Consider the following 15392-nt stretch of genomic DNA (forward strand, 5'->3'; position numbering starts at 1 on the left):
CGTCAGCGACTGACGCGACCACGTCGGCGGACGCTGCGAGCGAGCTGATCAGCCGCTGCACGCCGGAGGGACGTCGATCCCACCCAGGTACTGGGATCGTTCCTGGCCGCGGAGCTCGCCGACGCCCATCTCGCACAGAGCCGCCAGCCACTGCTGCGATCCGAGCGCCCATTGGTGGGGCGCGCCGCTGCGGGTCACGACCAGGCGGCCGTCGTCGGTCAGCTCGGGGTCGCCATCGTGCCCGCCACCGGGATCGGGGACCCGCCACTCACCGATCAGGACGCCGGTCGAGACTTCCCAGAAGGAGATCCCGTCGCCGAGCCCGACGAGCACCTCCCCGTCCGGGCTGAAGGTGAGCCCGCCCGGAGGGGACAGCTCCGGCAGCTGCATCTCGGTGCGCGACGTGCCCGCCACATCCCGCACGAAGATCTGGTTGTCGGCCTCGGTGATCGCGATCCGGCCGCCGTCCGGGCTGACCGCCACGTCGTCGATCCGGAAGCCGCCGGTGACCTCCCCCGCGCGCTGGAGCGTTCGACCGTCCCATTCGTGGATTCCGACGACGCCGTTCAGATCGTCCTCCACCACGGCGACGGTCGATCCGTCCCGGTCGACGGCGAAACCGCTCTGCTCCCCGGACACCGGCACCTTGCCGATGACCGCGCCGCTGGCCACGTCGACCACTTCCGGCCCGCCGATGCGGTCCACGAGGACCGCGCGGTCCCCGGCCAGGAACCGGATACCGGCAGACCTGGTGATGCTCTGCTGGAAGTCGTAGGGCCCGCGGAAGCGCTGGATCTCCTCGCCGGTGCCGAGATCCCAGATCCCGACCCGGCCGCCGACCTGCACCGCCAGCCGGCTGCCGGACCCGTCGAGTGCCGCGGCGATCGAGTAGGCCGAGAGATCATCGGGATCCGCCACCACCGGCAGCGCACGTTCGACGGTGCCGCGGGCGAGGTTCCAGACCCGGATGCCGCGTGTTCCGGCTACCACGGCCCGCTGACCGCGGACCGCCAGCGCTTCCAGCTTCAGGTCATCCGGCGGAGACGGATGGGCGAGCACGCGCGCATCGGTGTCGGGCGAAAGGACGCTGACCGCACCGTTGTCGGACACGACGCCGACCAGCCCGCCGTCCGCCGACAGCGCCAGATCCAGCACCTGCGAGGTTTCCTCGGTCAACCGGACGGGATCGCCCAAGCCGCGGTCGAGCGCAGTGACGTGCAACGAGGAATCGACGACGAGCACCGTCGAGCCGTCTCCGGAGATCTCGACGCGGAGGGCACCGCCGGGCAGCGGTGCCGACGCCAGCTGCGCCCCGGTCGCCATGTCCCGGAGCTGCAGCTGCTCGTTCTCGGACGTCACGAGCAGGCCACCTCCGATCGCTTCCAGGTGGGCTCCGACCGGAACGGACTCCTGCGGCAACCACGACCCGGTTCCGACGTCCAGCGGGACCATCGCCGTCGTGATCCACCCCGCCGACTCCGCCTGGCCGACCAGCAAGCGCCGACCGTCCGGTGCGAAGGCCAGCGGGCCGGACAACTCCACCGGCGCTTCCGGCAGCTGCCTCGGCGCCCCGGTCCGCAAATCCCACATCTGCGGCGCGCTCGGTTCCGCATCCCTGTCGCGTGCGGCGAGCAGCGTGCCGTCCGGGGACACGGCCAGCTCTGGGGATGACGCCTCGAAAGCCGCGGCGTGGCGCTGCCGTCGGGTCTCGACGTCCCAGATCTGGAACCCGCCGCCGTCGTGGGAGATCAGGGATCGGCCGTCGGGGGTGAACGCCAGGGCGAGCACGCTCCGCCGCGGCAGCTCCAGCTCGCCGAGCATCCGCTGCTGCCGGACGTGCCACAGCGAAACCCGTTCTGCGTCGTCGGCGGCGAAGGCCAGCAGCGAGCCGTCCGGGCTCAGCGCAGCATGGCCCGCCAGCGTGACGACCGCTGTGCGTTGCGCGGGAGGGGCGTTGTCCGGTGGCTGGACGAAGGACACGACGTGGCGGTTGCGCTCCAGCGCTGCCAGCATCGCCCCGGCCGCCTGTGCGGTGGGTGCCGATCGGAAAGCGGTGGCGGCCAGCTGCGCCGCCAGCTGCGGCTGCCGCTGCGTCTGCGACTCGGCCGCCAGCGCGCGGGAGAGCGCAACCGCAGCCTGCTGCTCAGCGCGGTTGCGCTGCTGCACCGCGACCACCGAGGCGGCGGCGACACCGATGCTGAGCACCAGCATCACCGAGACCGCCGACCAGGCTGTCCGCAGTTGCCGGCGCTGTTGCCGCAGCTGGAGGCTGTCCAGGTCCTCCGGCTGGATGCCGTGCAGCGGGGCGGCCAGTTTTCCCACCGCTCGGCGGAAGTCGGGTCGGCGAAGGGACAGCCCGGCCGTCCGGCCATCATCGGTCAGCGGAATGCAGAACGGCTCGCTGGCGAGCCGACCGCGCAACACTTCCGGCAGGGCGTTGGTGCGAGCCCAGTCGAAATCCTCGTCCCCCCATGCGGTTTCACCGTCGACCACGGCGATCAGGAAGTTCTCCGGCGAGCAGTGCTCGTGCCAGAACTTCACTTCCCAACGCACCCATTTCGACTGCGCCGCCTCCGGGGAAGCGAGCAGTATGAAATAGCGCGAACGCAGCAGCGCCTGCTTGATGTTCTCCGGCAACGAACCTGCGGGAAGGCTTTCGTCGTCCCAGAAGAGGCGGAGCCGCCGCACCCGCTCCCGCACGAACATGGGACGCCCGATCCTGGTCAACGCCCCGTGCAGGGCGGTGGCAACTGCCTTGTTCGCGTGGCTGTAGGAGATGAACGCGTCGTAACCATCCGGCGAAGTGATCCCCGTCACGTCATGACACTACCAGCGGTGATCACGCCGCCGGGTCCGGTCCGCTCGCCGTGCGTTCGGCACGGACTCGATGATGGAGTTCGTGCCGGGCAGAACGAGCAACCGGCTCTCAGGCGTCGAAGTCGATCGTCACCTCGTCGGTGGTCGGCAGCGATTGGCAGGTGAGCACGAAGCCCTGGTCCAGCTCGGAGTCCTCCAGGGCGAAGTTGCGGCGCATCCGCACCTCACCGCAGGTGACCTTGGCCCGGCAGGTTCCGCAGACGCCGCCCTTGCAGGCGAACGGCAGGTCCGGGCGGACCCGCTGGGCCGCGTCCAGGACCGGGACGTCGCGGGGCAGCGTCATCGGCGTCGAACGGCCGTCGAGCACGACGGTCACCTCGCTGGTGGGGCCGTCGATGGCCGGTTCCTCGTGGTGCGCCGGTTCCGGTGGCGCGTCCTCCACGTAGAACAGCTCCTGGTGGATGCGCTCGCCGGTCACGCCGCTGTCGCGGAGCACGTCCCGGGCATCGGTGACCATCCCGAACGGTCCGCACAACCACCACTGGTCCACCGCCCCGGCATCGACCACTGTGGACAGCAGGGCGCGGATCTTGGCCGCGTCCAGCCTGCCGGTGAACAGCTCGGACTCTCGCGGTTCCCGCGACAGGACGTGCACCAGCTCCAGCCGGCTCGGGTAGCGGTCCTTCAGGTCGGCCAGCTCGTCGGCGAACATCACCGTGCCGCTGCGGCGGTTGCCGTACAGCAGCGTCACCGTCGCGTCGGTCTCGCGCAGCACGCTCGCCGCGATCGACAGCACCGGCGTGATCCCCGAACCCGCCGCGATGCACACGTGTCGCTCGTGCGCGGTCAGGTCCGGGGTGAAACCGCCGGTCGGCGGCAGGACCTCGACCTCGTCTCCCGGCCGGACCTCGTGCACCAGCCAGCTGGAGAACAGCCCGCCCACGACGTGGCGCACCCCTATCCGCAGGGCGGCACCGCGCGGCGCGCAGATCGAGTACGACCGGCGCTCCTCGCGGCCGTCGACGCGACGGCGCAGCGTCAGCGACTGCCCAGGCCGGAAGGCGAACTCGTCGGCGAGTTCCGGCGGAACGTCGAAGCTCACCGCGACCGCGTCCTCGCACAACCGCTCCACACCGCTGACGCGCAGCGCGTGGAACTCGGTGCGACGGCGGGCCGCCGGCGGGGCGGGGGCCTCGACGGGGGCGGGACGGACCACGTCAGATCTCCTTGATGTGCTCGAAGGGCTCGTGGCACGCGCGGCACCGGCGCAACGCCTTGCACGCGGTCGAGCCGAACTGCGAAACCCGTTCCGTGTCCGGCGAACCGCACTGCGGGCAGCTGACCCGCGAGCTCGGTGGCGCCAGCGTCAACGGCACCGGACCGGCGGCGTGGCGCGGTGCGGCACCGGGCGGGGCGATGCCGTAGTCGGCGAGCTTGCGCCGCCCGGCCGCGCTGATCCAATCCGTGGTCCAGGGCGGATCCAGCACCGTCCGCACCTCGACCTCGGGGAAGCCGGCTTCGCGCAGCCGGCTGCTCAGATCGCTGCGCATCTCGCGCATCGCCGGGCACCCCGAGTAGGTCGGGGTGATGGACACGACGACGGTGCCGTCCTCGGCCAGCTCCACTTCGCGCAGAACACCGAGATCGGCCAGCGTCAGCACCGGCAGCTCCGGGTCGGTGACCGACTCGGCGACCGCGCGGGCGTGTTGGAGGCCCGGTTGCGTGCTCGTCACCACGTCGCCTCCGGGTGTGCTCGGGCCAGGCTCTGCATCTCCGCCAGCAGGTAGCCCAGGTGCTCCGTGTGAATGCCGTCCCGACCGCTGCGCCCGCCGACCCCGGCCAGCGCCGGAGCGTCCGGTCGCCGCAGCGTCGCCGCGGTGCAGACCTGGTCGATCACCTCGTCGAACTCGGCTCGCACCGCCGCCGGGTCGGCGCCGATCCCGGCTGAGGTCATCCGCAACTCGGTCTCGTGCGGCGTGAACAGCTCGTCGACCAGCGGCCACACCTCGTCCAGACCGCGCTGCATCCGGGTGTGCGACACCTCGGTGCCGTCACCGAGCCGCACCGCCCACTGCGCCGCGTAGTCGCGGTGGTAGGTCAGCTCCTTGACCCCCTTGGCCGCGATCGCCGCCAGCACCGGGTCGCGGGAGTCCGCGAGGCGGCCGAACAGCGCCAGCCGCCAGGTGGCGAACACCAGCAGACGCGCGGTGGTCTGCGCGAAGTCGCCGTTGGGCGACTCGACCAGCCGCACGTTGCGGAACTCCCGCTCGTCGCGGAAGTACGCCAGCTCGTCCTCGCCCCGGCCGCTGCCGTCGGCCTGCCCGGCCCGGGCCAGCAGCAGCCTGGCCTGGCCGAGCAGGTCCAGCGCGATGTTGGCCAGCGCGAGCTCGTCCTCCAGCTCCGGAGCGCGGGTGACCCACTCGGTCAGCCGGTGCGAGGCGATCAGCGCGTCGTCGCCGAGCATCAGCAGGTAGCGGCTGAACTCGGCTCCGTCGAGCCCGGCGGGCAGCGTCGTGTCCACACCGGACAGCGGATCGTCGAACCCGGTGCCGAAGGCCCAGCGGGACTCGCCGTCGGGCTCGGCGGCGGTCAGCGCCTCGTAGGCGTTGTCGAACGACATTGAGCCGACCTCACATGTGCGGAACGTTGTCGGGAATCCGGTAGAAGGTGGGGTGCCGGTACACCTTGTCGCCGCTGGGCGCGAAGAACGGGTCCTTCTCGTCCGGGCTGGACGCGGTGATCGCGTCCGCCCGCACCACCCAGATGCTCACGCCCTCGTTGCGGCGGGTGTACAGGTTCCGCGCGTTGTGCAGCGCCATCTGCTCGTCCGGCGCGTGCAGCGAACCCACGTGCACGTGGTTGAGCCCCCGCTTGCCCCGGACGAAGACCTCGAACAGCGGCCACGAGGGACGCGGCGCGCCCACCTCGGCGTCCGAACTCATCGCGCGACCTCCTCTCGTGCGGCCTGCTTCGCGGCGTGGGCCGCTGCCGCTTCGCGCACCCACTGCCCGTCCTCGTGCGCGGCCCGGCGCCTGGCCAGCCGCTCCTCGTTGCACGGCCCGCCGCCGCTGATGACGCGCTTGAGCTCCGACCAGTCGGGTTCGCCGAAGTCGTGGTGCCCGCGCTCGGCGTTCCACCGCAGCTCCGGATCGGGCAGCGTGACGCCGAGCGCCGCCGCCTGCGGGACCGTCATGTCCACGAACTTCTGCCGCAGCTCGTCGTTGGTGTGCCGCTTGATCCGCCACGCCATGGACTGCTGGGTGTTCGGCGAGTCCGCATCGGGCGGGCCGAACATCATCAGCGACGGCCACCACCACCGGTCGGTGGCCTCCTGCACCATCTCCCGCTGCTCCGCGGTGCCGCGCATCATCGTCATCAGCAGCTCGTAGCCCTGCCGCTGGTGGAACGACTCCTCCTTGCAGATGCGGACCATCGCCCGCGCGTAGGGGCCGAACGAACTGCGGCACAGCGGCACCTGGTTGCAGATCGCGGCACCGTCCACCAGCCAGCCGATCACTCCGATGTCGGCGAAGGTCAGCGTCGGGTAGTTGAAGATCGACGAGTACTTCTGCCGCCGGTCGATGAGCTTCTCGGTCAGCTCCGAGCGGTCCACGCCCAGCGTTTCGGCCGCGGAGTACAGGTAGAGCCCGTGGCCGGCCTCGTCCTGCACCTTGGCCAGCAGGATCGCCTTGCGCCGCAGGCTCGGTGCCCTGGTCAGCCAGTTGCCCTCCGGCTGCATGCCGATGATCTCGGAGTGCGCGTGCTGCGCGATCTGGCGCACGAGGGTCTTGCGGTAGCCCTCCGGCATCCAGTCACGCGGTTCGATGCGCTGGTCGTGGGCGATCCGCTCGTCGAAGTGCCGCTGCAGCTCGGCATCCCCGAGCTGATCGGCCCGCACCGTGGTCGTCATGGTCACTCCTGCGTTTCCGGCCGCTTCGCGACCAGGGTGAGCACGTCGTACTTGGCCACCGAGGCGCCGTCCTGGTTGGTCACGTCCACGTCCCAGCGGACCTCGCCGTGGTCCGCGTCGACCCGCGGGGTGATCTGCTTGGCGGTCAGCGTCACGGTGAGCTCGTCGCCCGGGTAGGTCGGCGTGAGGAACCGGAGGTTCTCCAGCCCGTAGTTGGCCAGCACCGGGCCGGGTTCCGGGTCGACGAACAGCCCGGCGGCGAAGGAGACCACCAGGTAGCCGTGCGCGACCCGGCCGTCGAAGAACGGGTTGGCCCGGGCCGCGTCCTCGTCGGTGTGGGCGTAGAAGGTGTCGCCGGTGAACTCGGCGAAGTGCTCCACGTCCTCCAGCGTCACCCGGCGCGGGCCGGCGATGACCGTGTCGCCGACCTTCAGCTCGTCCAGGTGCTTGCGGAACGGGTGCACGTCGGTGAACAGCTGCGGGCCCCCGGTCACCCACTGCCCGGTGATCGCGGTCAGCGTCGCCGGATCGGCCTGCACCGCCGTGCGCTGCATGTGGTGCAGGACGCCGCGCACCCCGCCCATCTCCTCGCCGCCGCCCGCCCGGCCCGGTCCGCCGTGGACCAGCGCGGGCAGCGGGGAACCGTGCCCGGTGCTCTCCTCGGCGTTGTCGCGGTTGAGCACCAGCATCCGGCCGTGCCGGGAGGCCGCGCCCAGCACGACGGCGCAGCTGAAGCCGAGGTCGGCGCTGACCACGGAACCGGCCAGGCTGCCCCTGCCCCGCCGGGCGAGGTCGACCGCCTGCTCCGTGCTCTCGTAGGGCAGCAGCGTGCTGACCGGCCCGAAGGCCTCCACCTCGTGCGGCTGCGGCTGGTCGGGGTCGTCGCAGCGGACCAGCAGCGGGGACAGGAACGCGCCGCGCTCCGGGTCCGCGTCGACGACCTCGACGCGATCGGGATCGCCGTGCACGAGCGTTCCGGCTTCCAGCAACGCCTTCAGCGAGCGCCGGACCTCCTCGCGCTGTTCGAGGCTGGCCAGCGCTCCCATCCGAACCCCCGGCGCGGACGGGTTGCCCACGACGACCTTCTCCAACCGCGCCTTGGCCGCGTCCACCACGTCGTCCATCAGGCCGGCGGGCACGATCGCACGGCGGATCGCGGTGCACTTCTGCCCCGCCTTGACCGTCATCTCGGTGACCAGCTGCTTGACGAACAGGTCGAACTCCGCGGTCCCGGGCACCGCGTCCGGCCCCAGGATCGAGCAGTTCAGCGAGTCGGCCTCGACGTTGAAGCGCACCGAGTTCGCCGCCACCACCGGGTGCGCGCGCAGCCGCTGCCCGGTGGCCGCGGAGCCGGTGAACGACACCAGGTCCTGGTCGGTGAGGTGCTCGAACAGATCACCGACGCTGCCGCACACCAGCTGCAGCGAGCCCTCCGGCAGCAGCCCGGACTCGATCATCAGCTCCACCAGCCGGTGCGTGAGGTAGGCGGTCTGGCTGGCCGGTTTGACCAGCGAGGGCACGCCCGCGAGGAAGGCCGGGGCGAACTTCTCCAGCGGTCCCCACACCGGGAAGTTGAACGCGTTGATCTGCACCGCGACGCCGCGCAGCGGGGTGCAGATGTGCCTGCCGACGAAGGTGCCGCCCTTGCTCAGCGGCTCCACCGCGCCGTCGACGTAGACGGTGCTGTTCGGCATCTCCCGCCTGCCCTTGCTGGAGTAGCCGAACAGCACGCCGATCCCGCCGTCGACGTCGAACTTCGAGTCGCCGAGCGTCGCGCCGGTGCGCGCCGACAGGGCGTACAGCTCTTCCCGGTGCTCGCGCAGGTACGAGGCGAGGCTCTTCAGCAGGGCGCCCCGCTGGTGGAAGGTCAGCTCGGCCAGCGCCGGCCCGCCGCGTTCGCGGCCGTGCGCCAGCGCGGCGGCCATGTCGACCCCGGCCGAGGAGACCCGCGCGACCTCATCACCGGTCACCGCGTCGTGCAGCGGCACGCCGTCCTCCGCAGGCGCGTGCCAGTCACCGTTGACGTAGCTCCGCAGGGCAGCCATGCACTCCGACCTCCTCAAGCCCGGATCCGCGGGCGGTGGATTTCTTTTACTGACCGTTCATTCGAAAAAGTAGCACGGGTGTTCGCCCGGCAACACCACTCGAAATGGCGAAAACCCGCCTTGACCGAGCCAGCAAGACCACTTCGGACGGATGGCTTGACAGTCCAGGACCGGCCGGGATTAATTACCGACTGTTCGTTCGGTGGCTAGGCGGTGCACAGTGCAGGAACCCAGCGCGACGAGGCGCAATCCGGCCCAGGCGATGTTCGACGACGACCGCGCCTCCCAGGCGCTGGGCATCGAGCTGCTCGACGTGGGCAGCGGGACCGCCCGCGCCCGGATGACCATCACCGAGACGATGGTCAACGGGCACGGGATCGCCCACGGCGGATACCTCTTCCTGCTCGCCGACACGACCTTCGCGTGCGCCTGCAACAGCCACGGCCCGACGACCGTCGCGGCCCGCGCGGACGTCACCTTCGTCCGCCCGGCGCGGCTCGGCGACGAGCTCACCGCCAGCGCGGTCGAGCGCACCCGGTTCGGGCGCAGCGGGATCTACGACGTCTCCGTGCACCGCGGCGAGGAGCTGATCGCCGAGTTCCGCGGGCACAGCAGATCGATCGGCGCGAAACCGGCCGGCGAGTCCGAAGGAGAGACGCGATGACCGCGAGCACCGAGACCCACTCCGCACCGCGCAGGCTCGGCCCCGCGCCGGACCCGGCCGAGCTCGACGCCGCGGAGCGGTACTCGGCCGACGAGCTGGCCGCCGTGCAGCTGGAGCGACTGCAGTGGACGCTGCGGCTGGCCTACGAGAACGTGCCGCTGTACCGGGAGAAGTTCGACCGCGCCGGGGTTCGGCCGCAGGACTGCCGGAGCCTGGCCGACCTGGCGAAGTTCCCGCACACCACGAAGCAGGACCTGCGGGACAACTACCCGTACGGCATGTTCGCGGTCCCGCGCGAGCAGGTCCGCAGGCTGCACGCCTCCAGCGGCACCACCGGCAAGCCCACGGTCGTCGGCTACACCGAGGGGGATCTGCGGAACTGGGCCGACCTCGTCGCGCGGTCCATCCGCGCGTCGGGCGGCCGGCCCGGGCACCGGGTGCACGTCGCCTACGGCTACGGGCTGTTCACCGGCGGCCTCGGCGCGCACTACGGCGCCGAGCGGCTCGGGTGCACCGTCATCCCCGCCTCTGGCGGCATGACCGCCCGGCAGGTGCAGATCATCCAGGACTTCCAGCCCGAGATCATCATGGTCACGCCGTCCTACCTGCTCACGCTGATCGACGAGTTCGAGCGGCAGGGCGTCGATCCGCGCAGCACCTCGCTGCGCACCGCCATCCTCGGCGCGGAGCCCTGGACCGAGCAGATGCGCCAGGAGATCGAGCAGCGGCTGGACCTGGACGCGGTCGACATCTACGGCCTGTCCGAGGTGATGGGTCCCGGGGTGGCCAACGAGTGCGCCGAGACCAAGGACGGCCCGCACATCTGGGAGGACCACTTCTACCCGGAGGTGATCGATCCGTTCACCGAGGAGGTGCTGCCCGACGGCACCGAGGGCGAGCTGGTGTTTACCTCGCTGACCAAGGAGGCGATGCCGATCATCCGGTACCGCACCCGCGACCTGACCCGCCTGCTGCCGGGCACGGCGCGGCCGATGCGCCGGATGGCCAAGATCACCGGGCGCAGCGACGACATGATCATCCTACGCGGGGTCAACGTCTACCCCACCCAGATCGAGGAGCTGGTGCTGCGCACCGCCGGGCTCTCCCCGCACTTCCAGCTGGTGCTCACCAAGCAGGAGCGGATGGACGTGATGACCGTGCGGGTGGAGGCCCGGAGCGACTGCCCGGCGTCGCGGCGGGAGGCGGCCGCGGCCGACCTGCTGCGCGCCATCAAGGACGGGGTCGGCATCAGCACCGAGATCGCGGTGGTGGACCCGGACACCCTGGAGCGCTCCGTGGGCAAGCTGCGGCGGATCGTCGACCGCCGCCAATCCTGACCGACCGGCCGGTCGACGCGGCTGAAATACTCGGGACCATGGCAGACAACGCTGGACGGAGCAATCGCCGGGGCCGACCGGGCTACGACCTCGGCAGGCTTCTGGACGTCTCCGTGCGCGTGTTCAACGAGCGCGGGTACGAGGGCACCAGCATGGAGGTCCTCGCGCAGCGGCTGGGCATCACCAAGTCGGCGATCTACTACCACGTCTCGGGCAAGGACGAGCTGCTGCGGCTGAGCGTCGACCGGGCGCTGGACGCGCTGTTCGCGGTAGTCGAGGAGGAGGCGTCGACGACCGGCCGGGCCATCGACCGGCTGGAGCACGTCGTGCGGCGCAGCATCGAGGTGCTGGTGGCCGAGCTGCCGTTCGTCACGCTGCTGCTGCGGGTGCGCGGCAACACCCGGGTCGAGCGGCAGGCGCTGGCCCGGCGACGCGAGTTCGACCTGGTGGTCAGCGATCTGGTCGAGCAGGCCGAGGCCGAGGGCAGCATCCGCCCGGACGTCGATCCCGCGCTGACCACCAGGCTGCTGTTCGGCATGGTCAACTCGATCATCGAGTGGTACCGGCCGAGCCGCGGGCTGCGCGCCGAGCAGGTCGCCGACGCGGTGACCAAGATCGCCTTCGACGGCCTGCGCACCGGGTCGCGGAAACCCGCGTGAAAATTCTTCGCAGACTCACGTCACGCCCGGCGGTCTGGTCTGTCTAGAACACGTGGGCGTTCTGGAGCGCCCGCGCGCGTGCGCGACGAAGAGGGGATCGCGCACGAGACGGCCGCCGGTCGTGGCAGGGGTGGATGTGGCCGCGACCGGCGGCCCCGCGCCGCCCGGGAGGCGGGCAGCGCCCCCGCTGCCGGGGGAGAACGCCGCGGCGTTTCGCGTGGTGAAGTTCCGCCGCCACCGCTGCGGGCAGTTGCGGTTACCAACCGGAAGACGACCGGCGCAGCGCGAAACTTCCTGGCAGCAACGCGAAAATCAGCGTGTGGGTGACAAAAGTCCCCTGCGATCTAGCAGTCGGTCCGCTTAGGCTTCCATGCGTTGTGGCCGTTCGGGGCCCGGTGGTCGCCGAAGTGGATCCGCTGAACTGGGGACGGCGAGAGCACTTCCGGGGCGACGAGACACGCCGATCGCCGGTTCGACAGCTCCGCGGCCACCTTCCTCCCTCTCGCCCAGACATCGCGGACGAGCACGCTTTTGGAGGCGGTTGTGTCACGGCTTGAGTCGATCGCTCGCGCCTTCCTCCGGTACCTCTACGAAGATCACCGGTTCCGGCCGGAGGTCGCCGACTTCTTCGACAGCGCGGCGGCCGAGGCGGCAGCCGTCCAGCCGTCGTGGGCAGAGCTGGCCGACGTGCTGGAGGCGTTGCGGGAGCGCGAGCTGATCGCCACCAGCGGAGAGGGCCGGCTGGGCACCCCGGCCCGGGCCGGGCTCACCGGCTCCGGGCTGATCTGCGCGGGCAGGCACGGCGGTGACATCACCTCCTGGTCCCGGTCGCAGTCGGTGGCGGTGCTCGACGCCCCGGCCGAAGCCGCGGTCCCGCAGGCGCGGTCGGCGACCGAGGAAGCACCGCACCGCATCGATTACTCCGGGTTGACGCGTGTTGCCAAGGTGGTGCTGCTGGCGCTGCCGACGGTGCACGCGCGCTACGGCGACACCGTCGAGATCGAATCGACCGCCCGCCGGCTGTGCGAGGCGACCCGCCAGGACAGACCGGACGCCGGGCGGGTGCGGACCCTGGCGCAGCGCTTGCGCACCGACCTGGCGACCGGCTCGGTCGCCAACACCCTCGGGGTCGTGCTGCTCGACGGTCTGGACGAGGCTCTCGACGAAAGCGGGCTGGCCTAAGCGGGTTCGGGCCGGGCGGCGGGAGCACGACCGTCCTATTCGGACGACGGACGTGACCGGGTTCACCGCGAGCGGCCACCGTGCGCACACCTGCGCACTCGGTGTGCTGTTATTTCCGGTATGGACACGGGCACCAGGTCGTCGGCGGCAGCGCGCCGCGAGCTCGACGCCGCCCGCATCCCGGAGCACCTGCACGCCGCCTACCAGCGGTGCCGGGCGCTCAACGCCCAGCACGGCCGCACCTACTTCCTGGCCACCCGCCTGCTGGCACCGGCTCAGCGGCCCTCCGTGCACGCGCTCTACGGGTTCGCGCGGTGGGTGGACGACATCGTCGACGAGACCGGGCCGCGGACGGTGCACGAGCGCCAGCAGGCGGTCGACCGGCTCGACGGCGAGCTGCGCGCCGGGCTGCGGGACGGGCACAGCCGGAACCCGATCATCGCCGCGCTGGTCGACACCACCTCCCGGCACGCGATCGACACGGCCCTGTTCACCGACTTCATGGCGTCGATGCGGATGGACCTGACGGTCCGCGACTACCCCACCCGCGCCGAGCTGGACGCCTACGTGCACGGATCGGCCGCGGTGATCGGTCTCCAGCTGCTCCCGGTGTTCGGCACCGTCTCACCCGCTGCGGAGGCCGCCCCCTACGCCGCCGCGCTGGGCGAGGCCTTCCAGCTGACGAACTTCCTGCGCGATGTCGGCGAGGACCTCGACCGCGGCCGGGTCTACCTGCCGCTGGAGGAGCTGGCCGCGTTCGGCGTGGACCGCGAGCGGCTGGCGTGGTGCCGCCGCACCGGCCGCCCCGACCGCCGGGTGCGCCAGGCCTTGGCCGATCAGGTGGCGCGCACCCGCGCGCTCTACCGGAGCGCTGAGCCGGGCATCGCGCTGTTGGCAGCGCGCTCGCGCCCCTGCGTGCGCACCGCGTTCACGCTCTACGGCGAGATCCTGGACTGCATCGTGGAATCCGGCTACGACGTGTTCCGCCGCCGGGTGGCCGTGTCCGGTCCCCGGCGGTTCGTCGTCGCCGCGGCGGCGATCAGCGCGGCCGCCGCGGTGAGCCTCCGAACCCGCTGGTGAGGAATGTCGATCGGGCCGCTCGGGTAATCCGACGGCGTGAGACCTTCTCCGGTCCGAGTGCGTCGGGCCGGGACCGGACTCGGTGGGGAGCGACCAGATGAACAGCGGCACGCCGCGCCGGCAGGACGTCGACGCGACTACCGACCTGATCGAGCAGGCCGGTCATCGGCTGGAGCGCAGCACCTGGGAGCTCGCCAGGTCGCCGGAGGCGCTCGTCGAGGCGCGGGAGGCGCTGCTGCACATCACCGCGACCAGCGCGCGGCTGGCCCGTCAGCTCGACGGGCTGGCGGCCGCGTGCGACCAGCCCAACAGCACCGAGCCTTCGGAGGTGCACGTCGCGCTCGACCAGGCGGCCGCGGCGGCCGAAGATCTCGGCAACTGCACGAAGGTCGCCGCGCAGGCCATTTACGACGGAGAGTGACCGGCGCGGGACGGTGCGCAGGGCTGTCTCCGGGCGATTCCGCCTCGCCCGGAGGCAGCCCCTTCGTCACGGCGCCTGGACCAGCCCGGCTCCCACGTCGGTGGCGGCCAGCGGCAGCCTGCGGGCCGCCTGCGACAACCGCGCCCACAGGCCCCACGCCCGCTCCGGGTACTGCTGGGCGTAGAGCGCGGCCACGCCTGCCACGTGCGGGGTGGCCATGCTGGTGCCGCTGAGCTTGCGGTAGCGCTCGGCGCCCGGCCAGCTCGAGTAGACGTCGACCCCGGGGCCCGCCAGGTCGACCTGCCCGATCTGGTCGACCGTGCCGGAGGAGAAGTCGGCGATCTGCAGCTGCGAGTCGAGCGCGCCGATGGCCATGATCGACGGGCAGTTCGCCGGGTGGCCGACGGGCGCGATCGTGCCCGCCGAGCGCTGGCTCTCGTTGCCCGCCGCGGCGATGATCAGCGTGCCGCGCTCCATCGCCCGCTGCGCGACCTTCTCGAAGGCGTCGGAGTAGGGCGCACCGGGCTCGGTGGCCGCGCCCAGCGACATCGAAACCACCGCGCAGCCGTTGGAGATGGCCCACTGGATGCCCGACAGGATGCCGCCGTCGGTGCCCGAACCGTCGTCGCCGAGCACCTTGCCCGCGTAGATGCTGGCTTCCGACGCGATGCCGTAGCCCGGTCCCTCCGCGGAGGTCCGCGGCCCGCAGGAGGTCCCGATCACGTGCGTTCCGTGACCGTGCCCGTCCTGGACGTCCTGGCCCTCGACGAAGGAGCCGGTGACGATGTCGCGGCCGGCGAAGTCGGGGTGCTTGAGGTCCAGGCCGGTGTCGAGCACCGCGACGCGGACGTCCTTGCCGGTGGCCTGGCTGCGGTCGGCGCGCGTCTCCTGCAGGCCCCAGGTGAACTCGCCGTCCTCGGCGGAGGCCGACGGGCCGCCGATGGCGAACACCCGGCGCTCGGCCTCGATCCCGGCGATCGGACCGGTTTCGCCCGCCGCCTGCCGCAGCGAGTTGTACTGGTCGTCGTCCGCGCTGATCAGCGCGACGCCGAGGTCGTGCAGCACGATCCCACCGGCGCTGCGGAACAGCTCACCGGGCGCGGCGCCGGCGGCATCGGCGGTGTTGGCGCAGCGGATGCCGGTCAGCCGGGACAGTTCGCGGGTTCCGATGATGGTCGAGTTGTCCTCCAGCAGTACCAGATAGCGTCCGGTGGAGTTCTCCTCGGGGGTGGTCATGATCGCTCACCTCGGGCGGTAGTCGGGTTGCTCGCCACAGC

14 protein-coding genes are annotated in these 15392 nt (G+C 71.5%); 6 read left to right on the forward strand and 8 right to left on the reverse strand.

The genetic code is table 11. The features are described 5' to 3' along the window. Window positions 1–48 precede the first annotated feature (48 nt). The 7 genes from C4T78_RS06760 to paaZ all read right to left on the reverse strand — a co-directional run bounded on the left by C4T78_RS06760 (window position 49) and on the right by paaZ (window position 8772). Window positions 49–2817 carry a toll/interleukin-1 receptor domain-containing protein gene (locus C4T78_RS06760; protein WP_093353623.1) on the reverse strand — a complete coding sequence of 923 codons (2769 nt, stop codon included), beginning with the start codon at window positions 2815–2817 and terminating at the stop codon, window positions 49–51. Between the two features lie 109 nt (window positions 2818–2926). Next, window positions 2927–4033: a 1,2-phenylacetyl-CoA epoxidase subunit PaaE gene (gene paaE / locus C4T78_RS06765; protein WP_093353625.1), complete on the reverse strand. Its 1107-nt coding sequence runs from the start codon at window positions 4031–4033 to the stop codon at window positions 2927–2929. Window position 4034: 1 nt separating this feature from the next. After that, window positions 4035–4553 (reverse strand): 1,2-phenylacetyl-CoA epoxidase subunit PaaD, encoded by a 519-nt coding sequence (gene paaD, locus C4T78_RS06770; RefSeq protein ID WP_093353628.1) that lies wholly within the window; start codon window positions 4551–4553, stop codon window positions 4035–4037. Further along, window positions 4547–5437, reverse strand: a complete 891-nt coding sequence (gene paaC / locus C4T78_RS06775; RefSeq protein WP_093353630.1) for a 1,2-phenylacetyl-CoA epoxidase subunit PaaC — start codon at window positions 5435–5437, stop codon at window positions 4547–4549. The genes paaD and paaC overlap by 7 nt, the downstream gene beginning before the upstream one ends. Before the next feature lie 10 nt (window positions 5438–5447). Then, window positions 5448–5759, reverse strand: coding sequence for a 1,2-phenylacetyl-CoA epoxidase subunit PaaB (gene paaB, locus C4T78_RS06780; protein WP_093145906.1), 312 nt, complete (start codon window positions 5757–5759; stop codon window positions 5448–5450). Beyond that, window positions 5756–6727, reverse strand: coding sequence for a 1,2-phenylacetyl-CoA epoxidase subunit PaaA (gene paaA, locus C4T78_RS06785; RefSeq protein WP_093145905.1), 972 nt, complete (start codon window positions 6725–6727; stop codon window positions 5756–5758). Before paaA ends, paaB begins: the two co-directional genes overlap by 4 nt. Before the next feature lie 2 nt (window positions 6728–6729). Next, window positions 6730–8772 (reverse strand): phenylacetic acid degradation bifunctional protein PaaZ, encoded by a 2043-nt coding sequence (paaZ, locus tag C4T78_RS06790; protein ID WP_093353633.1) that lies wholly within the window; start codon window positions 8770–8772, stop codon window positions 6730–6732. 262 nt (window positions 8773–9034) lie between these two features. On the opposite strand from paaZ, the gene paaI reads away from it, so the two are divergent. From paaI to C4T78_RS06820, 6 genes are all read left to right on the forward strand, one after another. Continuing rightward, complete coding sequence (gene paaI / locus C4T78_RS06795; protein ID WP_093353636.1) at window positions 9035–9436, forward strand: hydroxyphenylacetyl-CoA thioesterase PaaI; 402 nt, start codon at window positions 9035–9037, stop codon at window positions 9434–9436. Then, window positions 9433–10773: a phenylacetate--CoA ligase PaaK gene (gene paaK, locus C4T78_RS06800; protein WP_093353638.1), complete on the forward strand. Its 1341-nt coding sequence runs from the start codon at window positions 9433–9435 to the stop codon at window positions 10771–10773. Before paaI ends, paaK begins: the two co-directional genes overlap by 4 nt. Before the next feature lie 38 nt (window positions 10774–10811). Beyond that, window positions 10812–11432: a TetR/AcrR family transcriptional regulator gene (locus C4T78_RS06805; RefSeq protein ID WP_093353641.1), complete on the forward strand. Its 621-nt coding sequence runs from the start codon at window positions 10812–10814 to the stop codon at window positions 11430–11432. A gap of 543 nt (window positions 11433–11975) precedes the next feature. Further along, a complete protein-coding gene (locus C4T78_RS06810; RefSeq protein ID WP_093353643.1) occupies window positions 11976–12614 on the forward strand; it encodes a hypothetical protein in 639 nt (212 codons plus the stop codon). 120 nt (window positions 12615–12734) lie between these two features. Next, entirely contained in the window at window positions 12735–13694 is a 960-nt protein-coding gene (locus C4T78_RS06815) for a phytoene/squalene synthase family protein (RefSeq protein WP_093353646.1), read from the forward strand. A 97-nt stretch (window positions 13695–13791) separates the two neighbouring features. Continuing rightward, a complete protein-coding gene (locus C4T78_RS06820) occupies window positions 13792–14115 on the forward strand; it encodes a hypothetical protein (protein ID WP_093353649.1) in 324 nt (107 codons plus the stop codon). Window positions 14116–14181: 66 nt separating this feature from the next. Here C4T78_RS06820 and C4T78_RS06825 read toward each other — a convergent pair whose 3' ends face one another. Beyond that, window positions 14182–15351, reverse strand: a complete 1170-nt coding sequence (locus C4T78_RS06825; RefSeq protein ID WP_093353651.1) for a S8 family peptidase — start codon at window positions 15349–15351, stop codon at window positions 14182–14184. Window positions 15352–15392: the final 41 nt, after the last annotated feature.

Source organism: Saccharopolyspora kobensis (genome assembly GCF_900108315.1).
GTDB classification, from domain to species: domain Bacteria; phylum Actinomycetota; class Actinomycetes; order Mycobacteriales; family Pseudonocardiaceae; genus Saccharopolyspora; species Saccharopolyspora kobensis.